Annotated in this window: 20 protein-coding genes; 15 read left to right on the top strand and 5 right to left on the bottom strand. The window is 38.7% G+C overall.

Annotated features, from left to right (window positions below; genetic code table 11):
• Positions 1 to 61 precede the first annotated feature (61 nt).
• A complete protein-coding gene (locus BTO08_RS18625; protein WP_105062089.1) occupies positions 62 to 1111 on the bottom strand; it encodes an OmpA family protein in 1050 nt (349 codons plus the stop codon).
• A gap of 539 nt (positions 1112 to 1650) precedes the next feature.
• Here BTO08_RS18625 and BTO08_RS18620 point away from each other — a divergent pair.
• Positions 1651 to 3123 (top strand): FAD-dependent oxidoreductase, encoded by a 1473-nt coding sequence (locus tag BTO08_RS18620; RefSeq protein ID WP_105062088.1) that lies wholly within the window; start codon positions 1651 to 1653, stop codon positions 3121 to 3123.
• Positions 3124 to 3265: 142 nt separating this feature from the next.
• On the opposite strand, the gene BTO08_RS18615 is transcribed toward BTO08_RS18620, so the two are convergent.
• Positions 3266 to 3958: a hypothetical protein gene (locus BTO08_RS18615; protein WP_105062087.1), complete on the bottom strand. Its 693-nt coding sequence runs from the start codon at positions 3956 to 3958 to the stop codon at positions 3266 to 3268.
• A gap of 309 nt (positions 3959 to 4267) precedes the next feature.
• Here BTO08_RS18615 and BTO08_RS18610 point away from each other — a divergent pair, with 309 nt between their 5' ends.
• The 7 genes from BTO08_RS18610 to BTO08_RS18580 all read left to right on the top strand — a co-directional run bounded on the left by BTO08_RS18610 (position 4268) and on the right by BTO08_RS18580 (position 11170).
• Complete coding sequence (locus tag BTO08_RS18610; protein WP_105062086.1) at positions 4268 to 4810, top strand: hypothetical protein; 543 nt, start codon at positions 4268 to 4270, stop codon at positions 4808 to 4810.
• 157 nt (positions 4811 to 4967) lie between these two features.
• Positions 4968 to 5912: a DNA ligase gene (locus tag BTO08_RS18605; RefSeq protein WP_105062085.1), complete on the top strand. Its 945-nt coding sequence runs from the start codon at positions 4968 to 4970 to the stop codon at positions 5910 to 5912.
• A gap of 236 nt (positions 5913 to 6148) precedes the next feature.
• Positions 6149 to 7258, top strand: a complete 1110-nt coding sequence (gene pdhA / locus BTO08_RS18600) for a pyruvate dehydrogenase (acetyl-transferring) E1 component subunit alpha (protein ID WP_105062084.1) — start codon at positions 6149 to 6151, stop codon at positions 7256 to 7258.
• A complete protein-coding gene (locus tag BTO08_RS18595) occupies positions 7251 to 8234 on the top strand; it encodes an alpha-ketoacid dehydrogenase subunit beta (protein ID WP_105062083.1) in 984 nt (327 codons plus the stop codon). The genes pdhA and BTO08_RS18595 overlap by 8 nt, the downstream gene beginning before the upstream one ends.
• Positions 8231 to 9433 (top strand): dihydrolipoamide acetyltransferase family protein, encoded by a 1203-nt coding sequence (locus tag BTO08_RS18590; protein ID WP_105062082.1) that lies wholly within the window; start codon positions 8231 to 8233, stop codon positions 9431 to 9433. The genes BTO08_RS18595 and BTO08_RS18590 overlap by 4 nt, the downstream gene beginning before the upstream one ends.
• Before the next feature lie 127 nt (positions 9434 to 9560).
• A complete protein-coding gene (locus tag BTO08_RS18585; RefSeq protein ID WP_105062081.1) occupies positions 9561 to 9881 on the top strand; it encodes a c-type cytochrome in 321 nt (106 codons plus the stop codon).
• Between the two features lie 155 nt (positions 9882 to 10036).
• Positions 10037 to 11170, top strand: a complete 1134-nt coding sequence (locus BTO08_RS18580; RefSeq protein WP_105062080.1) for a M14 family metallopeptidase — start codon at positions 10037 to 10039, stop codon at positions 11168 to 11170.
• A gap of 54 nt (positions 11171 to 11224) precedes the next feature.
• Here BTO08_RS18580 and BTO08_RS18575 read toward each other — a convergent pair whose 3' ends face one another.
• Complete coding sequence (locus BTO08_RS18575; protein WP_105062079.1) at positions 11225 to 12049, bottom strand: CPBP family intramembrane glutamic endopeptidase; 825 nt, start codon at positions 12047 to 12049, stop codon at positions 11225 to 11227.
• Between the two features lie 173 nt (positions 12050 to 12222).
• Here BTO08_RS18575 and BTO08_RS18570 point away from each other — a divergent pair, with 173 nt between their 5' ends.
• The 5 genes from BTO08_RS18570 to BTO08_RS18550 all read left to right on the top strand — a co-directional run bounded on the left by BTO08_RS18570 (position 12223) and on the right by BTO08_RS18550 (position 16619).
• On the top strand, positions 12223 to 12645 hold the full coding sequence (locus BTO08_RS18570; protein WP_105062078.1) for a DUF3859 domain-containing protein: 423 nt from the start codon (positions 12223 to 12225) through the stop codon (positions 12643 to 12645).
• Positions 12646 to 12774: 129 nt separating this feature from the next.
• Positions 12775 to 13599, top strand: coding sequence for a phosphate ABC transporter substrate-binding protein (locus BTO08_RS18565; RefSeq protein WP_105062077.1), 825 nt, complete (start codon positions 12775 to 12777; stop codon positions 13597 to 13599).
• A gap of 417 nt (positions 13600 to 14016) precedes the next feature.
• The gene (locus BTO08_RS18560) at positions 14017 to 14391 is read left to right on the top strand and encodes a hypothetical protein (protein ID WP_105062076.1); all 375 of its coding nucleotides are present in this window, start codon (positions 14017 to 14019) and stop codon (positions 14389 to 14391) included.
• 351 nt (positions 14392 to 14742) lie between these two features.
• Complete coding sequence (locus tag BTO08_RS18555; protein WP_105062075.1) at positions 14743 to 15849, top strand: DSD1 family PLP-dependent enzyme; 1107 nt, start codon at positions 14743 to 14745, stop codon at positions 15847 to 15849.
• 389 nt (positions 15850 to 16238) lie between these two features.
• Positions 16239 to 16619: a PH domain-containing protein gene (locus BTO08_RS18550; protein ID WP_105062074.1), complete on the top strand. Its 381-nt coding sequence runs from the start codon at positions 16239 to 16241 to the stop codon at positions 16617 to 16619.
• 65 nt (positions 16620 to 16684) lie between these two features.
• Here the strand turns inward: BTO08_RS18550 and BTO08_RS18545 are convergent, their stop codons facing one another.
• Together BTO08_RS18545 and BTO08_RS18540 are read right to left on the bottom strand one after the other, a co-directional pair.
• The gene (locus BTO08_RS18545; protein ID WP_105062073.1) at positions 16685 to 17866 is read right to left on the bottom strand and encodes an aromatic amino acid transaminase; all 1182 of its coding nucleotides are present in this window, start codon (positions 17864 to 17866) and stop codon (positions 16685 to 16687) included.
• 154 nt (positions 17867 to 18020) lie between these two features.
• On the bottom strand, positions 18021 to 18713 hold the full coding sequence (locus BTO08_RS18540) for a GntR family transcriptional regulator (RefSeq protein ID WP_105062072.1): 693 nt from the start codon (positions 18711 to 18713) through the stop codon (positions 18021 to 18023).
• A 1151-nt stretch (positions 18714 to 19864) separates the two neighbouring features.
• On the opposite strand from BTO08_RS18540, the gene BTO08_RS18535 reads away from it, so the two are divergent.
• Entirely contained in the window at positions 19865 to 21307 is a 1443-nt protein-coding gene (locus tag BTO08_RS18535) for an APC family permease (protein ID WP_005365602.1), read from the top strand.
• Positions 21308 to 21532: 225 nt separating this feature from the next.
• A complete protein-coding gene (locus BTO08_RS18530; protein WP_105062071.1) occupies positions 21533 to 23446 on the top strand; it encodes a pyridoxal phosphate-dependent decarboxylase family protein in 1914 nt (637 codons plus the stop codon).
• Positions 23447 to 23462 lie beyond the last annotated feature (16 nt).

The following is a 23462-nucleotide window of genomic DNA, read 5'->3' as shown; positions in this document are numbered from 1 at the left end:
ATTTTATTACAGACATAAAAAAAGCGCCTTTCGGCGCTTTTTTATAACTCAAAAGAGTTAATTACTGAGCTACAGCTTCTGCAGCTTCAGCTTGGATTTCAAAACCAGGAGTAGTTACATCTACACGACGGTTCTGAGCACGACCTTCAGCAGTGTCGTTTGAAGCTACTGGATCTAGCTCACCACGGCCTTCGCCTTTAACGCGGCTTGCATCGATGTTGAAGTGCTTCATTAGGTATACTGCTACAGTCTTAGCACGCTCTTCAGATAGCTTCTGGTTGTAAGCTTCTGAACCACGGCTATCAGTGTGACCGATAACAACTAGTTCTGCGTTAGGGAAGTTAACTAGACGCTGAGCGATAGGCTCAAGACGTGCTTGGTCTTCAGCTGTTAGGCTGTCGCTGTCAAATGCGAAAGGCATTGTTACAGAGATTGGCTCAACTTGAACAGTTGCAGCTTCAACAACTTCTTCAACTACAGGTGCAACAACTGGTGCTGGAGCGCCCCAACCGTAAACTAAGCTAACACCGTAGTAGTTAGCATCCCAGTTGATCTTAGTATCTGTACCAGTCGGCTTAGATTCCATGTTGTGGTAGTACTGGTATTCAGCACGTGCAGATAGGTTATCAGTGAAGTGGTACTCAGCACCAAGACCTGCAGTTGCAATTAGGCTGTCATCACGATCAGTCTCGCCAAAACCTTTAGCACGAGTGAACTGCCATGCACCACCAACTTTAGTGTATAGATCTACTTTATCAGTAGCTTGGTAAGTGAACTTACCTACTAGATCAATAGCTTGTTGCTCAATTTTACCAAGATCGTGGTGCTCGTCGTACTTAGCAGTAACTTCACCTAACCAAGTGTAACCACCTTCAATTGCAAACCATGGAGTTACGTTGTAACCCATGAAAATACCTGCAGCGAAATCATCGCGATCAATACCGTCAGAACCGTTACCGTAAGTACCGTTTGTGTAATCTTTAGTATCAAAGTCAGCGTAATGAACGCCACCAGCACGAACGCCAGCGTAGAATGGGTTAACAGTTGCTGCGTTTACTGCACCAGAGATTAGAAGTGCAAGAGGTAAAATCGCAAAACGTGCTTTAGACATGTTTTTTATCCTTTATTTTATGAATGTTGCCACTACAGGTGCTTTTTTAGATGCTTAAACTCACAAATACAAACCTAGTTTTTGTTTTTGCGAATCACCTCAAAAAAACAGGGTTTAATTTACCAAACAAAAAAATAAAAAGCTATACTAAAATATTTTTTGTAACATTTTAAATTTTTAAATGTTTGTATTTAAAAGATTCATAAATATTACACATAAACAAACCGCTTGTATAAAAGTAAATCAATGTCACATTTTTATAACAAGAATATTCACATTCATAATTGTGTAATTTTATTTTTCAGATATTGACCAAGCTTATATATCTACTTTTTATTCATATTTATGCTTAATCAAACAAAACGCCTATTTTGTGAGCCAAAAAATACAAGTACTCCTATTCTAACTTTTGATCTAACTTTATATTTCTCTCGTAACTGTAACCTTGTAAAATACATTTGGCTTAACATGCTTAATTAAAGCCATACAAATATTAACGTTATAACTACTATTGAATTTCACATTTAAGCCTAATCATTATGAATATTTCAGAACACCGCTCATCAGAAGGCATTCGCCATTCAACTGTTGGTATTATTGGTGGAGGAGTCGCAGGTGCTACAATTGCACTTCGTCTTGCTGAACTTGGAATTTCAATAAATCTATTCGAAGAAGGGATAAGTCTCGTTAACGGTCCGCCTATCTGCCATCTTCATGCGGGCGGCAATTTATATCGTGAGATTTCCAATCAACAGTGTCTCAACCTATTAGAGCAATCGATTGATACGCTTAGAGTGTTCAAACATACTGCAAACATTCGCCCTACTGTTATCGCTGTGCCAATTGACGATAAGGGCTCGGCATTAGATTTAATACCTCGCCTAGATTTACTAAAAACCACTTATGAACAATTGGTAAAACGAGATAGTAAAAATAAAGTCCTAGGTGAACCTAGTGATTACTTCACTCTCTATTCGCAGCAAGATATAGAAAAGTTAAGGCAATTAGATAATCCAGCACACCCGATCACACCTGATGATTGGATGATCCCTGTTGCCAAATCTCTTCAATTAGATCAATTCAAATACCCGATCGTTATGGTACAAGAGTATGGTTTAAGTGTTTTTCGAATTGCAGCAACCGCATCCCTAGCACTGAAGCAGATGGATAACTGTCATGTATTACTTTCGAGTAAGGTGTGTGAGGTTAAATATGACCAAGTAACTCAGCGATGGTTAATCACTTATGAAACTCAGGATAATGATAAGCAGCAGTGTACTGTTGATTACTTAATCAATGCTTGTGGCTATCGCTCTGGCACAATCGATGATCTAGCACATATTCCACGACAGCGTATGGTTGAATTTAAAGCCGCTTATGTAACACGCTGGGAGAAATGTGAGGGGCACTGGCCAGAAGTGATTATTCATGGTGAGCGCGGTACGCCAAAAGGCATGGCTCAACTGACGCCTTACCCTAACGGTTACTTCCAATTACATGGAATGACAAAAGATATTACTCTATTTGAAAATGGGTTAGTAACTTCTGATCATTCCTCTGCTCAACCAAAACTTAATGACGCTTTTAAAGAAAAATTAAAACGTCAGTGGTCTGAAGAAGAAGTAATTGAGCGTACAGAAAAAGCGATCAAACATGTCGCACAATATGTTGATACATTTAAAAGTGCTGTTGTAGGCGGAAAACCATTATTTGGCGCTCAGCAAATCCCAGGGGCTGATGCAACGCTTCGTGCTGCAGATATATCGTTCTCTGGTGACAACTATGCTCGTTCTGAAATTGTAAAAGCATCATCAGCACTATCGGCAGCAGATGCTATTGTGAGTGAACTCACTAAAAAAGGAATCATCAATTCGCATAATGATGATGTAAGCACAAGAGAACAGCTTTTTTCCACAACCTTGCAGTTAGATAAACAAGATATCATTACGAATGCAGAACAAATTGCCGTTCAACGCGGTTTTCCTGCTTCACTAGCTCAACCTATAGGTTAATAGGTTAATAGGTTAATAGCTAAATTATAAAAAGCCGCAATGCCTCATTTTATAGTGTTACTTCACTGTAAAAGATCAACATTGCGGCTTTTTTGAGGCTATTCCTAGCACTAAGAAAGAACCTTGATAAAGGTTAACTCATTTACGCATTAATTTTCTTATTAAGCGCAGCTAAAGACTGTTTTAACTGACTTTCTTGTGTTTTTAACGTATTAAGCTTCTGCTGAAGTGCCTCATAATTATCACAGTCTTTTTGTGATACCCAATTCCAACTATTACCCGATTTAAACTCAGCACACGCTTTTTTTGCTTTTTTGATCTCAGGGCTAAGTGTCGCTATTTGTTTTTGAACTACAGCTAAATCATGCTGTGTCTTTGATTTTTGTTCAAACAACACATTTGAATTATCGATCACTTCTTTTTGTTGCTTAGTTTTAGTCTTTAGCGCTACCACTTCTTTATTGAGTTTCTTTTTTGTAACAACTAGTTTTTGAGTTGTCTCTTGCTGCTTTTTAATATCAACCAATTGCTGTGTTAATTGCTCAAGCTGAATCTTTTGTTGATCCAACTGCAAATTCAGTGCTTCTAGCTTTTGATTAGAACTCTCAACAAGTAACACTTTCTCATCTGTTAACTGTTTAACAGATAATTTTTCTTTATCTAATTGCTCAACTACTGACTGGTAGTCACTTTTTAACGTACTATATGCCTTCGTCACAGGCACATTATTGTAATGCTGTATACCTGCGCCTAATGCACAGCCAGTTAATAACCCAAGAAGTAACGACAATTTCCAGTTAAGTTTTGTAGTTTTTCCTGTAGTACTACTCGACATATTTTTCTCCTAAACGTACAAGCAACAGCACATTTTTAATTTTTGTTATTATCTAAATGCGTAATTTAACACTTAACATGTAATCAATTGTCATATTTATAGCAATGTTTTGAACAACTTCACTTCGTGAGGTTTAATTAAAGGCCTTATTTTTAAATCTAGATTGCTGTCTCAAAAATAATAATGTGTATCACAAATAATAGATCTTGATGTTAGCTACATTTTGATTGCCATAAGCACTAGTGTTTAAAGTAGGAAGCAAAATGTTTTACTCGATTTACACTGATGTATGTCTATATGGTGCGCACTATGATTACACCACTACTTTTTCTCACAGTCTCTGCCTTTTCAACGCCTCTGCTTGAAAATTCAGTTTATATCCAAAACAACTCTGCTTGTACGTTACGTATAAAAGAAGAACGGTATCAAGATAAGATTGTTTTGGCGTTATCCTCTAATTATCATAGTAATTTTGACATTAAAATATATCATTTCAATGATTTATCCGCACCATCTAGAGGTAAATTAACTCAAGAGCCCATCTTTAACAAAACTAAAGCAGATATAAAGTACTTAGTCGATCATAACCTCTTTAAACGTATTGATAGCAATAATGTCATCTACAGCACGACTATCGCTAATGATAATGTCAGTCCAAGATTATTTATCGATACTTTTCGCTCTCACGGCAACCGTTCACGTATTTATATAGAAGGACTTGAGCACCCCCTCTCTTTTGTAGCCGATCATAAACAAGCACAAGCTTTCTATAATTGTACGGATAGCTATACAAAAAAAGTTGATATGTTGGCTAACAAAACGACGTCATCTTCAGTATTTAACAACAACTAAATATACGTAATACACATTAAATTGTTAACACTTGTATCATCTCGAAGAAAGTTTAGAGTGACAGCACAATATTACAATATGAAACCATATTGATATTTTCCATTATCATAAGTGTCTAATACCTTATTATAACTGATTATAATTTGGAGGTTAGGCGATGATAAACATATTTACTGATGCTGAAATTTCCTCAAAAAAACATCTTAATTATATAAATAAACCTCTCTCACCTATCGCAGCATTGATCATTCTCACACTTTCCTTTTCTGCGCAATCAACGCCTGAATTAATGAAAGCTAAGACATTAGATTTACAGCACCTTAATGAAAATAACAGTGTTGCTGATAATGTAGAATTCCCTGTCAGTGAATACCTTGTTAGTGAGAAGCTTGATGGAATTAGAGCTTATTGGAATGGTATTCAACTTACGACAAAATCAGGAAAACAAATCCACGCTCCACATTGGTTTATAAAAAACCTACCCGCAATAGCGCTTGATGGAGAATTATGGCTACAACGTGGGAAATTCCAAGATCTAACTCAAATCGTCATGGATCGCGTCCCTAGTGAAGAGGCATGGCGTAGCGTCAAGTATATGGTATTTGATTTACCTGCATCAGATTTACCTTTTGAACAACGCTATAACACCTTAGTCAAACTTATCGAGACTCACAGTACAGTTCCAAACAATGTTCTTTATCTGGTTGAACATAAACGTATCAACGAAATCAGTATTCTTACGCAATGGCTTGATATAATCGTTAATAACCATGGTGAAGGTTTAATGCTTCAGCATATTGATAACTACTATGTCGCAGGAAGAACAAATAAGTTATTAAAACTCAAACAACACCAAGATGCAGAAGCGATTATCATTGCTTACGAAAAGGGAAATGGCAAATATCAGGGATTAATGGGATCTGTTTGGGTAAAAACAGCCAATGATAAAACCTTTAAGATAGGAACTGGCTTTACCGAACAACAACGCAAAAATCCTCCCCCAGTTGGCACCACAATTCAGTTTCGTTATAACGGCTACACCGATAGAGGTATTCCACGGTTTGCGCGTTTTAGCCGAGTAAGATTATCGCCAGACACGTAGCAACATAAAATCTCACAATAACCATGTCAAGTTAGCATGATTGACCGTCATAGCTAGATTGAAACTCTCTTTTCAAACAATTTCGCTGTATTGTTTTGTTTACTGTTATATCAACGATAAAGCTCAAGCAAGTTGCTGTCTATTCGTTACACTTAAATTATCCAGTTCAAGCCGTTATAACGAATCATCTCTTAGCAAAAGATAATAAAGAGGTGAGAAAACACAAGGAGCTTGGGATGAATATACAGACACAACCCATGCATCGTTATATTGATCACCGTGGTAATTTAATCGCCCCTCTTCCTGAATGGGCTAATGATACGTTACTACAGCAATTTTACCGGGATATGGTTTTAGTTCGTCACTATGATAAAAAAGCGATTGCCTTACAAAGAACAGGAAAGTTAGGTACTTACCCCTCCCACCTTGGCGCAGAAGCAATTGGTATCGCGATTGGCTCTGCTATGCAATCAACCGATGTGCTCGCACCTTATTACCGTGATATGCCCGCATTATGGGCGCGTGGTATAAGTATGTTGCAAAATTTGCAATACTGGGGCGGCGATGAATTAGGTAGTAGTTTCCCCTCAATATCCCCCGATATTCCACATAATGACGATATGCCATTTTGCGTGCCAATTTCAACACAATGCACTCATGCTGTTGGGATTGCTGCAGCAATGAAAATCAAAGGGTTACATAGGGTAACTGTTGCTACTTGTGGGGACGGCGCAACCTCAAAAGGTGATTTCTTAGAATCACTCAATTGCGCAGGTGTATGGAATATCCCCTTAGTATTTGTCATTAACAATAATCAGTGGGCGATCTCTGTACCACTTCATTTGCAATGTCATGCCGAACACTTAGTCGATAAAGCCAAAGGCGCAGGAATCAAAGGTATCATGGTTGATGGCAATGATATTGTTGCTATGTACGATGCCCTTCTACAAAGTTTAGATCAGGCACGAAAAGGTAAAGGTGCGACATTAATAGAAGCAGTAAGTTATCGACTTTGTGATCATACCACTGCTGACGACGCCTCTCGTTATCGTGAAGATGAAGAAGTCAAACAAGCATGGCAATTCGATCCTATTGTTCGATTAAAGACCTATTTAATCAATCAAAATTTATGGTCAGAAGATGAAGAGTCCCAATGGTTAGACATTTGCCATCAGCGTATTAATCAAGCCGTTGAACAATACCTTGCTCTCACTGTACAAGCGCCAGAATCAGCATTCGATTATCTTTACGAGAAAGCCGATCCCGATCTGCACTATCAACGCGACGCGCTTATCAATAAAGCGATGCGAATGGAGAAGCAAAATTCAGGAGGGAATAATGGCTGATATTACATTAATAGAAGCAGTTAACCTCGCCCTTCACTATGAAATGCAACACGATCCTAATGTCGTTATTTTGGGTGAAGACATTGGTGAAAACGGTGGCGTTTTTCGCGCAACACTCGGTTTAAAACAAACTTTTGGTTGTAAACGTGTTATTGATACACCACTCGCAGAATCGTTAATCGCCGGTGTCACTGTTGGTATGGCATCACAGGGGCTCCGCCCTATTGCTGAATTTCAATTTCAAGGCTTTATTTTTCCAGCAATGGAGCATCTAGTATGCCATGCAGCAAGACTAAGAAATCGTACTCGCGGCCGCTTAACCTGCCCTGCTGTTTTTAGAGCCCCTTTTGGTGGTGGTATACATGCGCCGGAGCATCATTCTGAAAGTATCGAAGCAATGTTTGCCCATATTCCGGGCTTAAAAGTTGTGATCCCCTCTTCACCACAACGTGCTTATGGATTATTGCTCGCCGCGATTCGTAGTAACGATCCGATCTTATTCTTTGAACCCAAACGGATTTACCGAACCGTTAAATCACATGTCGAAAATAACGGTCTCGCTTTACCGCTTGAGCAATGTTTTACGTTGAGAAAAGGAACAGATATTACTCTAGTTACTTGGGGCGCTTGTGTGGTCGAATCACTCCAAGCAGCAGAGACCTTATCTCATCATGGCATAGAACTTGAAGTTATTGACTTAGCCAGTATCAAACCTATCGATATGGCAACCATTACGGCATCACTCGAAAAAACAGGCCGCTTATTAGTGGTGCATGAGGCAGCAAAAACTTGCGGTGTTGGTGCAGAGATCATTACAAGAGTAGCTGAAAGCGCGATGTGCTTACTGAAAGCGCCGCCTAAACGTCTAACGGGCTTTGATACCATCATGCCTTATTATCGTAATGAAGATTATTTTATGATCCAACACGATGACATTGTAAATGCCGCTCGTGAACTCATGGAGGGTTGGCAATGAAAGCATTCACATTACCCGATCTTGGTGAAGGTCTGGCTGAATCAGAAATTGTGCAATGGCATATCAATATTGGCGATACCGTGAAAACCGATCAAGTGGTCGTCACTGTAGAGACAGCAAAAGCAACGGTTGATGTTCCTGCGCCTTATAGTGGAAAAATTGTGCATCGTTATGGAAACGAAGGCGATGTTATTAATATTGGTCAATGCTTGCTAGAAATCGATGAATTACTCGCGAATACTTCAAGCATACAGCCAGAGAAAATCAGTACAAGCTCTGCAAATCACACATCCCCTTCGACCACTGTTGTTGGAAACATCTCCCAGCTTGATAAACATGTTGATGTTGATCCTATCTGTGATGATGCAAATCAAACCGTTAATTTACATTCCATTGCTAATCAACATCATCCATTAATTGCGACCCCTTCAGCGCGGTTATTAGCACAGAAATTAGGTGTCAATATTAAAGAAATCACAGGCTCTGGAGCTAATCACTTAATTCTTGATAATGATGTCTATCTTGCTTACCAACAACAAATACCAGGGACTGAATTATTAAAAGGATCGCGCCGTAATATGGCAAAAAATATGACGCGAGCGCACCATGATGTCGCGTCAGTTACTCTTACTGAAGAAGCACATTTATATCATTGGCAAAAAAATGACGACATAACGGTCAATCTAGTTAAAGCTATTAATAACGCCTGTCATATAGAACCCGCGCTTAATGCATGGTTTGATGCGGAAACAATGACAAGGTGTTTACATAAAACCGTTAATATTGGTATTGCTGTGGATAGCAGCCATGGCCTATATGTTCCTGTGTTACATCATGCAGAACAATATCATCAGGAAGGAATCCGACGCTGGATTGATCGCACCGCTGCCAGTATTCGCAGCCGAAAAATAGATCGCCACCAGCTACAAAAAGCAACCATCACACTTTCTAACTACGGTGCTATTGCTGGCATTTATGCCACTCCCGTTGTGACACCGCCACAAGTTGCCATTATTGGTGCAGGACGGATCATGGATAAAGTGGTTATGGAAGGTGAACGAGTAAAAACCATAAAAGTACTGCCTCTTTCTATTACCTTTGATCATAGAGCATGTACGGGGGGAGAAGCCGCGCGATTTATTAAGGCACTAGTCAATAGCTTAGAAAGTCCCCCTTGTGACAACATTGAATCTTCATAACGTGATAACACTTGTTTGGAATACAGCCACTAACATATTGTTACATCAAACAGTAACAATATATTGCATAGCATAAACAACAGCTTATGATAGAGGTTATCCCTCATTTTGCGGTTATACATACACTATGCGCTATCCATTTTTTACAGCAAGTATTATCACACTTCTCTTTTCAAGTTCACTTATGGCAATGCCTGATGGTGATGCCACCAAAGGTGAAATAAAAACGCCAAGCTGCCGTTTTTGTCACGGCAGCAATGGCATTGCACCACGCCCAGATTACCCGAATCTAAAAGGCCAAAATGCAGAGTATTTATATAACTCAATGCAAGCATATTTAGATGACAGCCGTACTGGGGGGATGTCGTCAATGATGAAAGCCCAGCTTAAAAACTTATCAGATCAAGACATAGCCGATATCTCTGAATACTATTCACAGATGAAATAATCGCGCTCAAAATCAGTCGTCCTTCAATCTTAGTAGAACGACTGATTATTTATTAATCATACAAATCAAATGCCGTATTTTATAGCGGAAAAAACATCATAGACAGACTATCTTTGTGGTAAGTTGAGATAACAGCCTATAATGAGAAACTAAAAATGAAAATCTTCAGTAACTTTGAAAGTGGAAGTATTAACGTAGTTAAAGCTGATAGCAAAGACGACATTCAGTTAAGTATTCCTAACGATAATAACTCTGAACTTCATCAATGGTTCCACTTCCGTTTAGAAACAGAAGCTCAACAACCGCATAACTTTACAATCCTTGATCTGGCAAATTCAGCCTACCCTGAAGGCTGGAAAGGCTATGATGTTGTAGCTTCTTACGATCGTGAAGAATGGTTCCGCGTTCCAGCAGAGTTTGACGGTGACAAATTAACCTTCAGCGTGATCCCTGAAAATGAATCAATGTATTTTGCTTACTTTGCACCATACAGCTACGACCGCCACCAAGATCTTCTTCACCTAGCACAAAGTCACTACAACTGCCGTTTAGAAACATTAGGCCACACACTTGATAACCGAGATATGAGTCTATTGGTTATTGGTGATGAATCAACTGCCGAAAATAAAAAGAAAGTATGGGTGATTGCACGTCAGCACCCAGGTGAGACAATGGCAGAGTGGTTTGCTGAAGGTCTTGTTCAACGCTTACTGGATGAAACCGATACCGTTGGCCGTGCTTTACTTGAAAAAGCCGTTTTCTACATTGTGCCTAATATGAACCCAGATGGTAGTGCGCGTGGTCACCTTCGCCTAAATGCGATTGGTGTAAACCTTAACCGTGAATGGCAAACACCATCACTAGAAAACAGCCCAGAAGTTTTCTACGTGCGTGAAAAAATGTTTGAAACAGGTGTGGATCTCTTCCTTGATATTCATGGTGATGAAGCGATTCCTTATAACTTCGTTGCAGGTTCAGAAGGGATTCCATCTTATGATGCTCGCTTCGAAAATCTTGAAAATATGTTCAAGCAGGCACTGCTAACAATTACACCAGAGTTCCAAGTTGAGCATGGTTACGATAAAGATAAGCCAGGTGAAGCGAACCTAACTGTAGGCTCTAACTGGGTAGCAGAAGAATTTAAATGTCTTTCTTACACTATTGAAATGCCATTTAAAGATCACAATAACCAACCAGACAGCTTATACGGTTGGTCACCAGAGCGAAGTGTGGCATTTGGTAGCGACACACTTGCAGCGGTGTTAGTGGTAATGGATCACTTACGCTAATATCCCGTAAGTAGTAAATATATAAAGCGGTCATCATGGTGACCGCTTTATTACTTATTTTGCTAACATCGGATAAGTAAAGAAAATCAAATGCGTCAAATTAAACATAAAGTGTACTAATACAGCTACCCATAAACGCCCTGTCAGATAGAAAGCTAAGCCGTAACATAAACCGGCAAGACCTGCGAACACAACTAGCAACATGCCACCAGCAATATGTGCAAATCCAAAAAGTAAGCTAGCAACAACAAGCCCGATTACCCAACCGAAACGCTTCGATAAACCTTGTTGGATAAAACCGCGAAAAAGTGCTTCTTCTGCTACACAGGTAAACAACAAGTTGTTTAGTACAAATAACCACAACCAATGTGGTGTCGAAAAAGAAAACTTTAACGCTCCTAACCCCGCAGCAATAGGTAATAGCGATAAACATCCCATCACAACTAAAGCGAGCACTTTAAAATTGCAAGTTTTGTTACACCCTAACAATGCTGGATAAGCCAATAACAAACCAAAGAAAACCAACGGTTTATCTAAATTTAAATACATAGTAAACGGTGTGCTATCAAGGCTAGCGTACACCTTATCTAATACTTGTAGATTATCAAAACCGGGAATTGCGTGAGCAAAAAGCGCTAAAGACCAAATAAACATGAAGCTTAATCCAGCATAACGCCACTTCCCTTCTTGCTTAGCGGTGCAATACGCCACCAGAAAACCAATAGCAACACCACCGATAGCAATGATTGATAACCGTTCTTGAAATACCGCAGCAAGTAAAGCTAAAGTAACTAATACAGCAGTCAATAAAGTTTTACGATAAAATCCACTAATTACTGCACAAGCCAGTAAGCCCCATATCCAAACTGTTGGTTCCATTTATTTACTATTTCCATTCATAATAAGAGTTATTAACATCTAAATTATCAGAAAACATATCATACCCTGAAGAAATATTTGCTAACATCTTAATTCGAAAAGAAAATTAATGTTTTTTGATTTATTATTCGGTTATCTCATCCGTACCGTTCATCAAACGAGATCCACATTCAATGGCAAAAAATAAACCTATTGTACACCTACACTCATACGGCATTTTCACCACTTGGGATGCAGACTCAAAAAAGCTACCGAAGATCAAAGAGTTTACCTTAGACATTCCTGCTGAAATTGATATTGAATTTGGTTTTACCGTTAATATCAAGAAAGCCAAAGGCGAAAAGGTTCATTACTGCATTTACCATCCCAACATCACTAATGACGACGGTGAAGTCTTAGAACCATTCGATGGTTATGTTTATGTTCGTAATAATGATTGGGATTTTTACCTTGGTGATACAATTTGGGCTCCTGTCAGTAATAAAGTTGGCCCATGGCGTATGACATTAGAAATGAATAACAGCATAATTGCGGATAAAACCTTCAATGTTTTCAATCATGATGAAGGACAATTCTGGAAACGTCGCGGCTGCTAACCATTTTTGAAAGTATTACGTTTCATTATTGGAATCTAACCTTACTTCCTAATAATCTTTTTTGAAACAAACTTGTCACATAGTCACTTTAACTTAGTCAGCAAATAACTAAGCCCCTAAAGGATACACATGACTAAGTCACTTCTTGCACTTTCATTAATTTTAAGTTCTGCGGCAGTATCTACATCGGCTATGGCTGCAGAACACATCGCCGTATCAGGTTCAACTTCTGTTACAGAGGTAATGGAAGTTTTAGGTGAAACCTACCATAAGAGCCACCCTGACGTATTTATTGACATCAACGGTACTGGTTCAACTGCAGGCATCAAATCTTCAATCGAAGGTGTAAATGATCTAGGTATGGCTTCACGTAACCTATCAGCAGAAGAGAAAAAAGCAGGATTGGTTGAAACTGAAATAGCTCGTGACGGTATTGCTGTTGTTGTTAACCCAAAAAACCCGGTTAACAACCTAACAAAATCGCAAATCGAGCAATTATTTAAAGGTGATGTTACCCAATGGTCTCAAGTTGGTGGTAATAGTGACCCAGTAGTTGTGACAACACGTGAAAATGGTTCTGGTACTCGAGGTGCGTTTGAAGAGTTAATGGAACTAACCACAAAAATTAACGGCGTTAAAGTATCGACTATCAGCCAACGCGCACAAGTTGCGAGTGGTAATGGTATTGAAAAAACAGTCGTTGCGAATAACAAAGATGCGATAGGTTTTGTGTCATTAGGTTCTATTGATAACTCGTTAAAAGCAGTTGAGGTAGACGGCCATAAAGCTTCTGTTGCAGATGTACTGAATAAGACTTACCCACTTTCACGTCCTTTCTTGGTGCTAAACCAACCGGGTAAACTAAAACCTGCTGCTAAAGAGTTCCTAGCTTGGATCATGTCGCCAGAAGGGCAAAAAATCATTAAAGATAAAGGTTATATTGCTATGTCTTAATATATCTAAAAAAATCCACACTCCTTCTGTGGTAATGAATGAACTTTCCTCCCAGAGTACGTCAGTACTTTGGGTTGAAATGTCCTCCATGCTGTATTTTCTTTCCTACCCTCTCCTATTCTTATCCTGATCCACAGACACTCAGCAGTTCATTAAAAAGTTTGCGAAACCAGTGAACACAAGCGTTCGCAGCTATATTAATAAGGATTCTTACTTTTATAAAAAATATACTCATAAATACATTATCGCTATCAAGAACAGATAAGTATTTAAGTTCAGACGGCCTTTGAACTATTCAATGCACTCGCAGTCTAAAAGTATCCGTAGATTAAGTATGTCACACCTTTAATTATCTTTGTGACAGAACCAAATATACGAATGTTTTATTTTTTAAATAAATAACAATAAGGATAGAAAATGAAAACCAAAATAGTATTAATTTGCTCTTTATTTTTTGCAAGCGTGATGGCTTTTGCAGGAACAATCAATCCATTCACTATAACGTCCCAACATGAACAACAGCATAAAGATTACCAAAGTTATAGCGGTGATGTCGTAATGCAAGTTAATAGCGGTACAGTAATTAACTTTGTCGGTGACTCAGAGCATGACGAACCGAATGGAATGGTTTATAAAGGGAATGTTGAAGCAAGCTTTCCTGTATCAAACATGAGTAAACAAACAGTTCTAGTGAGCACAGACAAGCTAACGGTAATACAAGAACATGATCATAGTATAAAACTAAAGGCAGATAATCTTACTGTGAAATATATAAACAAACCTGCTAATTAAGACTAAATCAATTAATTTTTTTACTTTTAAAAGACTGCTATTTAGGTTGACACTTATCAATTTTTAACTAATAGGTGTTAACCACAAAAGACGTTCATTTAAGGAAAAAGTTATTTTTACGTACACCTTTGTGTAAACGCAATATAATAATGTCACTTTTTAACAATATAGTAATGTCACATATTGGTATCGTTGGTGGTGCTTTCCACCTAGTATCTAGCTCTGCGCCGTATTATTTTCAATACGCTCAAAAGACCAAGTTGATTGTATACTACACAAAATTCAATTCTAGCCAGATAGGGCGAAAATAAGACAGCTTCACTTAAAAATAAAAAGAGAGAAAAGTTAACAATGAATATCGCTCAACTCCCCACACCAGCTTTGATCGTTGACTTCGACAAAATGACAAACAATATACACGAGATGCAACAACGTATTGATGCTCTACAGTTAAATCTCAGACCGCACACTAAAGCACATAAAAGCCCCACTATAGCGAAAATGCAGATTGATGCAGGAGCACAAGGAATATGTACTGCGAAACTTGGGGAAGCCGAAGTTATGGCTGCCGGGGGGATTAACGATATTCTAATAACAACCCCTATAGCCGGAAAAAATAAGATTCAACGTTTAGTCAAACTTTATCAGCAATATCCCGACTATCGCTTTATTCAGGTAATTGATCATAAGCAGCACATTATCGATATCTCAGAAGCAGCAACAGATGCGGGAATTTGTATTGAATTAATGATTGAAGTAGAAAGTGGTCAACAACGTTGTGGCGTAGAGATCGGTGATGATTTAATTTCATTAATAGAAACAATTAATTGTTCTGATGGTGTAAGTTATGTTGGGTTGCAGGCATACAGTGGTCACTTGCAGCATATAAAAGGTTATCAAGAGCGAAATACTCAAGCAAGAACAGTCGTTGAAGATCTCTTTAATTACATTAATAACGTATTAACACCTAAAGGGCTGGCACCGGAGATTGTGAGTGGTGGTGGAACGGGCACATATGAAGCCTATCAAGGGCTAGGGTTTAGTGAAATTCAAGCAGGCTCTTACTTGTTTATGGATACCACTTATCAAGATATTGGTGATGAAAATGATCAGTATCAAAATAACCAATTTGATGTCACTCTAAAAGTATTAAGTACTGTTATTAGCCACCCTACTCCACAGCGAGCGATCATTGATGCAGGTATGAAATGTCTTTCTATTGATCTTGGCATGCCTAAAGTAGAAAGTGACGACATGCTTAGTTACAAATCGGGAGGAGATGAACATGGTATTATTCACCTCATTAATAACCATGCACCACTACAAATAGGCCAACAACTCATATTGCTTCCAAGCCATTGCGATACAACGTTAAACAATTTCAACACCTTGTATGCCGTAAGAGGAAGTGAAGTCATAGATCAATTCCCAATTATTGGCCGTGGTCGTTCTGATTAAACCTCTATTTAAACATCATAAAACGCAGCGTTTCACTAACGCTGCGTTATGAGCAGAAAAAGTAGCGCTAAATTATGCTATTAACGTAAATGTCCTTTACTGTACCTTTATTATCTGAAAACGATTTTACGCTCCCCCTCAATCTATGAAGTCATTATCGAAGTTACCAATTGAAATAGGATACTCACAGCTCCACCAATATTTTTAGGGAACATTTACATATCCATTAGGGTTTCCCTTTATATCCAGTACTTTTCCAGACTTTTAACGAAAAGCTCACCCAAACCTTGTCATGTTTCTGCTAGTGTAAAAAACACAATTCGATTAAAATCAAAAACAGTATATCGATAAATTAATGATTTAGTTATCAAGGATAAAAGGAAGAATAAATGGGTCTTTTTAATGCACTGCTAGGCAACGCTGGTGAAATGAGTATCGCTGACGCGACTGAGGAGCTATCAACGATCCTTGGTCCGAATGAGAATATAGAACTCGCATACAAACTTGTTCGCGATATGATCATTTTAACAGACTACCGCCTGATCCTTATTGATAAGCAAGGTATCACGGGTAAAAAAGTAGAATACCGCTCTATTGCTTACAAATCGATCACCATGTATGCCGTAGAAACAAAAGGCCACTTCGATTTAGATGCAGAATTAAAATTGTGGATTTCTGGTCAACATGAACCAATGACTCTTGAGTTCAATGGCAAAACCAACGTCTACGCAATGCAAGGATTACTCGCGGCAAAAGTCGCAGGTAAATAACAGAATGTAAGCAATAAAGCCTGCACTAATCAAAATAGGTGCAGGCTTTACTATTAATCAATTGATTATCGTGACACGCTAACTAAGGCATCTGCCAAGTGGTCAATATGCTTCTCTTGTAAGCCAGCAATATTAATTCGCCCATCTCCTACCGCATAAATACCATATTGCTCACGTAGGGTTAAAATCTGCTCAGGTGTTAAGCCTGTTACAGAGAACATACCTTTATGCTGTTCAATAAAATCAAACTGATCACTACCACGTTGACGTATTGCTTGCGTTAGCCCTTGGCGTAACGTCAATATACGGCTATGCATGGTATCCAATTCATCTTTCCAGATATTTGTCAGTTGCTGATCATTTAAAATATCAGCAACTAATGCCGCGCCATGATCTGGTGGCATGGTATAACTTGAACGCGCTAAAGTAAGAATACGTCCTTTCGCTTTTTGTGCTTCTTGCTGACTATTACTAATAATAATCGCAGCACCCGTTCGTTCACGGTACAAACCAAAGTTCTTTGAACACGAAGTCGCGACAACCATCTCTTCTGTGTTGTCAGCCATATACTTAAGCCCAGCACCGTCTTGTTCTAAGCCATCGCCAAAACCAAGGTATGCCATATCAACAAAAGGCATAAAACCATTTTTATTTGCCAATGTTGTAATCGCTTGCCAATCAGCAAATGTAATATCAGCACCTGTCGGGTTATGGCAGCAACCATGTAATAGCACAACATCTTTAGGGCCAGCTTTAGCAAGCTCACTGAGCATGGCCTCACTATTTACTTGCTTAGTTTCAGGGTCGAAATACGGATAGAATTTCACCTTTAAACCTGCCGCTTCCATCACAGGTTTATGGTTAACATAACTCGGGTTGGTTAACCAAACAGTTGTATCAGGTTGAGCAATTTGAATAAGATCAGCAAGCATACGTAGCGCACCGCTCGCGCCAGGTGTTTGTACTGCTGCTGCACGAGAATGTGCCGATGTTTCTGAGAGTAAAAGATCCATCATCGACTGATTAAATACTTCACTACCCGCTAAACCCACGTATGATTTTGTTGTTTGAGTTTTAATTAAGCGTTTCTCAGCAAGTTGAATGGCTTGCATGATCGGTGTTTCACCAAGGCTATTGCGATAAACGCCGATGCCTAAATCTATTTTGTTGTCACGCGGATCTTCTCGATATGCAATCGATAGGGAAAGAATAGGATCTAATTGGGCTGGAGAGAGCGATTTAAACATCTAATTAATTCCATTTATATAACAATGAAATTAAGTTATCACTTCATTTAATTAACGTCATTAGAAATAATGAAATCAAACATTAATTAATTGATTAAGTTAAGCATCATAACTTAATCAATTATCGTGTCTGTTCACTTACTTTAACATTTGGCTAGTTAAGTAACGCTTTCAGTGAAGGGGCTTTTTCAAGTATCTGGTACAAACGTTCACCATGCTCTTTTAATAACTGACAAGAGAGTTCAACATTACGCGATAACACCGCTTTCATCAGCGCTTCATGCTCACCATTGTCATGATATTGCTTCTCTGGTGATAGGTTCGCGTTCAGTAAGAAGTGTCGATAACGTTCTTGCTGATCATAAACATTTGAGATCATATCGAGTATAAACTCAGAGCCTTCACACGCAACAAGCGATAGATGAAACTCTTTGTGGCGCAATTCCCATTCATCATAATCAAACAATGCTGATTCAGGATCTAACCGATTAAGCTTGTGAAAGGCCGTTAAAACCTGTAGTTCCCATGCTTCATCCCCCTTTTTAATCGCATCTTTTAACGCAACATGACCTAGGGCCAAACGTGCCTTTAAAATTCCACGTAATTCATCGAGTGAAACATCGGCAACCCAAAAGCCTTTCTGAGGCTCCATCTTGACATATTTCTGCCAAGATAATTGCACCATTGCCTCTCTTAAAGGAGTACCGCCAACTTGATAGCGTTCTTTTAATTCACTGAGTACCAGTTTCTGACCAGCTTCAAACTCACCACATAAGATATCATGCCTAATCTGGCACATTACTCTATCGCTTATGGTTGCAAAATTATCTTTAGTCATACCAACCATCTAATCTTAATCATAAATAACACAATACAAATTCGGAATAATCCTATCACTTACATCTTACCGAATATTAAACATATCCACATTACGAAACATGGGATCCCCCCTGTTTTCGATGAAAACTTAATACAGTAATAGTGAATAACGATTCAAGTTTTATTCTATTCAAAAAATAATGCCAGAATACTTTATCATTAAATAAGATAAGGGGTTCTTACTGACGTTTACTTTTTTTGCCGTAAAAATAGAATCTCACAATGCTGACTGTATTTTTAACCTTATAAATTAACAAGTTAACAAATTAACATTCGCACTAATAAATTCGGACATAGCATATTAAAAAGTTAAAAACACACATAAACGCGCTAGACGACCTATTTATTACCATAATGTTTAGAAATAACGGCTCTTCTTCATTTTATGTGCGGTGTAGCGGTATTGATTCAAACAGCACAATATAATCTTGCTCATAAATATCTAATTTCTCTTTTAAAACGATGACTTACCGAGCATATTCAATTATTAGCATCTTTATTATTAATATACTTATGTTTAATTGGCACCCACAGCATAGTGTCTTTAGTTTTGCGCTTATTTTTTGGTCACTTCTGCCTCTGTTAAGTTTACATATTATCATTAAGCACTATGAATATTTTCATAACAAAACGCTCATCACTGTCCAATCATATTCTGCATGGTTGTTATTCTTTACATGGATTTCTATATCTTTTCTATCTATTACAATGCCTTATGCTTTTCATCTAATTAGCGCATCGCACGAATACTATATTTCCCTCTACATTTTTTCTCCTGTTGTAATGTTATTCATGGCGGCAATAACAGCTCTGTTCGCCAGCCTATTAACATGGATTGTTAATCATTTCTCCCATTAAAAACCAAAAATAGCCACTAGGTGCATCGCTGCATATTATATTTATTCATTATACAATTATTCCTAATTCGTAAATTGCTTAAAAATGCAAATTAAACTATCGGAATTTGGAACTAAATTCGCTTCACAAAATTACATTTGGTCACTACCATAAAAATCGATTTTTGAACGCGGTAATTAAAAATATCGATATTTAATATAATTTATAGAATTAGATGTTTTTATCTCATTACTGCTTAACTGATAGATTTTGAGGTCTACAATGGCTAGCTCCACCAACGCTTCTCCCGCTAAAATTGGCGTATTCAGTTTCGTCATGATTACCGCTGCGGTTGTTATGAGTGTTCGTACACTCCCTATGACAGCGCAGCCAGGAATGATGACGATCTTCTTAACATTAGCTGCTGCAATCTGTTTTATGATTCCAACAGCACTTGTCTCCGCTGAACTTGCAACGGCATTCCCTGAAGATGGTGGTATCTTCATCTGGGTTCGCGAAGCATTTGGTGAACGTATGGGATTTGTTGCAGTCTGGATGCAATGGATTCAAATGGTTTTTGGCATGACATCCATTTTGATGATTGTCGGTGCAATTTTTGCCTACGCCTTTGACCCTGCGTTAGCACAAAATAAAATGTACATTCTTGCTGTTATATTAGTGGTTTACTGGGCATGTACATTGGGTAATATGCGTGGTGTTAAAACACTCGGTTGGGTATCCACTCTATGTGTAATTTTAGGTGTGTTCTTACCTTTCTTTGTACTTGTAGCCTGCGCTATCGCTTACCTAGTCGGTGGTCATCCAATTGTTACTGACCTTTCATTAACAACTGCAAACCTTATTCCTGATTTATCAAATAAGGGTACTTGGGCACTATTCATTGGCTTCGTATTCGTTGTTATGGGTATGGAAGTATCAGCATCTAACGTTTCTCACGTTAAAAACGCTGAACGTAACTACCCTATCGCAGTGTTCTTAGTTGCATTATTTGTGGTTATCGTTTCTGTTGTAGGTTCTTTTGCAATCTTCATCGGTATTCCAACTAAGCACATTTCAATGACAGCAGGTCTTATTCAGGCATTCCAGACTTACTTTGATATGTGGGGTCTAGACTGGTTAACACCTATCATGGCTGTATGTATGGCTATCGGTCTTGCAGGTCAAGTTAACTCTTGGGTTTTAGGTCCAGTTCGTGGTCTTCAAGCAACAGCAAACGCTGGCGCACTACCTAAGGTACTTCAAAAGACAAATAAAGAAGGTGTACCTGTTAACCTTATTTACTTACAAGCTATCCTAATCTCAATCGTGGGTGTGCTTATTTGTGTAATGCCTAACGTAGATTCCTTCTACTTTATGCTTCTAGGTCTAACATCTCTTGTTTATATCGTTGCTTACTTACTTATGTTCTCTGCTGCGATTTACCTACGCTACAAGCGTCCAGACGCACAACGTAGCTTTACAGTTCCTGGCGGTAACATTGGTATGTGGATCTGTTCAGGTCTAGGTATTGCAACATGTCTACTTGCAGGTTATTTCGGCTTCAAAGCACCATCAAGTTATGACGGTACTGCAAACAGTTACTTTAACTTCCAGTTCTTTGGTTTAGTTATCATGATTATTATTCCACTTGTTGTTTACGCTTGGGGTAAATATTCAAACCGAGCTAAAGCAGATAATGCAACGCCAGTAACTCACGCAAACTAAGTCTTATTTTTCAGCAAACAAAAAGACTAAACAAATAAACAGGAGAAGTAGTGGTTCCCTATTCTACTTCTGCTTCTCCTGATGGTTGCACTTTTATTTACAGCCCAGTTTTAAACCATTATTTGTTAAAACTAATTTAATTTTCTTTCTGACATTTTCTTCTCTGAAGAGAAAAAATATAAACAGAAATAGTATTTCAATATTAAAGATAAAATAGGTTTTATTATGAGCGAAAAAATGAATGTGGATGCACTGTTCCTTGGTCCAAAATCAGAAAACCAAGTATTCTTCAAAGAAATGATGGATTACGCAATTAGTGAACACATGCACTGGCGCTCAGACTTCCACCCAGAAGATGCACCTATGCTTAACCCTGTAATGCAACACCAACCAGATTTCCGCGATACACTTTATCGTACAGAAGGTATCTTACAGGGGCTATCTGCACGCCTTAAAACTAAATCAGTACCTTGGTTTTCTCCTCGCTATTTAGGCCACATGAACGCAGATACACTAATGGTATCAAACCTTGCATACGTGATGACCATGCTTTACAACCCAAACAACTGTGCACATGAAGCCTCTCCTGTGACTACAGAACTTGAGTTAGAAGCAGGTCATGACCTATGCCGCATGTTTGGTTACGATGTGAATAAATCATGGGCGCACATTACTTCTGGCGGTACTGTTGCTAACTACGAAGGTGTTTGGGTTGCTCGTAACCTTAAAACAATGCCTCTAGCTATCGCTGCATGTGATAAGTCAAAAGACCTTGTAGAAGGCATGACTGAGCATCAACTTTTAAACATGAAATCTAAAGATATTTTAGATCTTACTGATGAGTTGAAAAAACGTGGCATTTTTGAAGAAGTTCGTGCATTAACAGCACGTGGCGTAGGTGTTGATGCGGGTAAACTTGGTAAATTCCTTGTTCCACGTTCTAAGCACTATTCATGGATGAAAGCAATGGACGTACTTGGCCTAGGTCAAGAGCACATTGTTCCACTAGACGTTGATGGTAACTACCGTACAGACGTTGAAAAAATGCGTGAAGTAACCTTCAAATTAATGGAAGAAGGAACACCTATCTTAGGTATGGTATCTGTTGTTGGTACTACCGAGGAAGGTTCTATCGATGCCGTTCATGAAGTAATGAAACTTCGTAAAGAGTGTGAAGAGAAATACGGTTCATCTTTCTACGTTCACGTTGATGCGGCTTACGGTGGCTATGTACGTTCTATGTTCCTTGATGATAACAATGAATTCATGGAATATGACGCACTAATCGAACGTTATCGTAACGATGACATCATCCCTGAAGGTGTTATCTGGCCAAAACGTGAAGTGTATGATGCATTCCACGCTATGTCAGAAGCTGACTCTATCACTGTCGATCCACATAAAGTGGGCTTCATCCAGTACGCAGCTGGCGCAGTAGCAATGAAAGACAAGCGTATTGTTGACTTGATTTCATACCATGCCGCTTACGTATTCGAAGAAGCGGGTGACGAGAACGAAGCTGATAAGCAAGTTGTTCTAGGTTCATCAATCATGGAAGGTTCAAAAGCAGGTGCAACTGCCGCTGCTGTATGGGCTGCACATCGTCTAGTACCACTAAATGTAAGTGGTTACGGTCATGTGATTGGTCGTGGTATCGTAACTGCAGACTGGTTTGCGAAGAAACTTGCAACGGCTGAACCATTTGTTGTTGACGGTCGTCGCTTTGAGGTTCGCCCTCTAATGCACCCTGACTTCCACATGGTTGACTTTACCTTCAAAGAAATCGGCAACGATAGCCTTGAAGCACACAACCACCTAAACCAACGTATTTACGAACTATGCTCTTACGCAACAGGTCGTACTTACACTAAAGACTTCCTTACTTCTTCAACTTCTCTATCAGAAGAAGAATACGGTCAAACTCCTCGTCTATACGCTGAAAGCCGTGGCTTTAGTGAAGACGAATGGAATACTGTAGGTTCTGTTTACATTCTTCGTTCAGCGGTAATGACTCACTTCCTACGTGATGAAATCCGTTTCAATAATTACTGGAATAACCTTCGTGATGTATTCACAAGTCTTCTAAGTGAAATTATTGATGAAGAAAATAAACAAAAATTAGCACATACCGCTGCTTAAAAAGGAAAATAAACGC

The sequence above is a fragment of the Photobacterium angustum genome (assembly GCF_002954615.1).
Classification (GTDB): domain Bacteria; phylum Pseudomonadota; class Gammaproteobacteria; order Enterobacterales; family Vibrionaceae; genus Photobacterium; species Photobacterium angustum_A.
This window is presented reverse-complemented; position numbering and strand designations above follow the sequence as displayed.

What these genes read in the sequence shown, in the direction of transcription:
- BTO08_RS18550 (WP_105062074.1), top strand. Translation starts at nt 16,239, where the DNA reads ATGGGTCTTTTTAATGCACTGCTAGGCAACGCTGGTGAAATGAGTATC.
- BTO08_RS18625 (WP_105062089.1), bottom strand. Translation starts at nt 1,111, where the DNA reads ATGTCTAAAGCACGTTTTGCGATTTTACCTCTTGCACTTCTAATCTCT.
- BTO08_RS18565 (WP_105062077.1), top strand. Translation starts at nt 12,775, where the DNA reads ATGACTAAGTCACTTCTTGCACTTTCATTAATTTTAAGTTCTGCGGCA.
- BTO08_RS18555 (WP_105062075.1), top strand. Translation starts at nt 14,743, where the DNA reads ATGAATATCGCTCAACTCCCCACACCAGCTTTGATCGTTGACTTCGAC.
- BTO08_RS18580 (WP_105062080.1), top strand. Translation starts at nt 10,037, where the DNA reads ATGAAAATCTTCAGTAACTTTGAAAGTGGAAGTATTAACGTAGTTAAA.
- BTO08_RS18585 (WP_105062081.1), top strand. Translation starts at nt 9,561, where the DNA reads ATGCGCTATCCATTTTTTACAGCAAGTATTATCACACTTCTCTTTTCA.
- BTO08_RS18560 (WP_105062076.1), top strand. Translation starts at nt 14,017, where the DNA reads ATGAAAACCAAAATAGTATTAATTTGCTCTTTATTTTTTGCAAGCGTG.
- BTO08_RS18620 (WP_105062088.1), top strand. Translation starts at nt 1,651, where the DNA reads ATGAATATTTCAGAACACCGCTCATCAGAAGGCATTCGCCATTCAACT.
- BTO08_RS18530 (WP_105062071.1), top strand. Translation starts at nt 21,533, where the DNA reads ATGAGCGAAAAAATGAATGTGGATGCACTGTTCCTTGGTCCAAAATCA.
- BTO08_RS18595 (WP_105062083.1), top strand. Translation starts at nt 7,251, where the DNA reads ATGGCTGATATTACATTAATAGAAGCAGTTAACCTCGCCCTTCACTAT.
- BTO08_RS18590 (WP_105062082.1), top strand. Translation starts at nt 8,231, where the DNA reads ATGAAAGCATTCACATTACCCGATCTTGGTGAAGGTCTGGCTGAATCA.
- BTO08_RS18535 (WP_005365602.1), top strand. Translation starts at nt 19,865, where the DNA reads ATGGCTAGCTCCACCAACGCTTCTCCCGCTAAAATTGGCGTATTCAGT.
- BTO08_RS18545 (WP_105062073.1), bottom strand. Translation starts at nt 17,866, where the DNA reads ATGTTTAAATCGCTCTCTCCAGCCCAATTAGATCCTATTCTTTCCCTA.
- BTO08_RS18570 (WP_105062078.1), top strand. Translation starts at nt 12,223, where the DNA reads ATGGCAAAAAATAAACCTATTGTACACCTACACTCATACGGCATTTTC.
- BTO08_RS18575 (WP_105062079.1), bottom strand. Translation starts at nt 12,049, where the DNA reads ATGGAACCAACAGTTTGGATATGGGGCTTACTGGCTTGTGCAGTAATT.
- BTO08_RS18605 (WP_105062085.1), top strand. Translation starts at nt 4,968, where the DNA reads ATGATAAACATATTTACTGATGCTGAAATTTCCTCAAAAAAACATCTT.
- pdhA (WP_105062084.1), top strand. Translation starts at nt 6,149, where the DNA reads ATGAATATACAGACACAACCCATGCATCGTTATATTGATCACCGTGGT.
- BTO08_RS18610 (WP_105062086.1), top strand. Translation starts at nt 4,268, where the DNA reads ATGATTACACCACTACTTTTTCTCACAGTCTCTGCCTTTTCAACGCCT.
- BTO08_RS18615 (WP_105062087.1), bottom strand. Translation starts at nt 3,958, where the DNA reads ATGTCGAGTAGTACTACAGGAAAAACTACAAAACTTAACTGGAAATTG.
- BTO08_RS18540 (WP_105062072.1), bottom strand. Translation starts at nt 18,713, where the DNA reads ATGGTTGGTATGACTAAAGATAATTTTGCAACCATAAGCGATAGAGTA.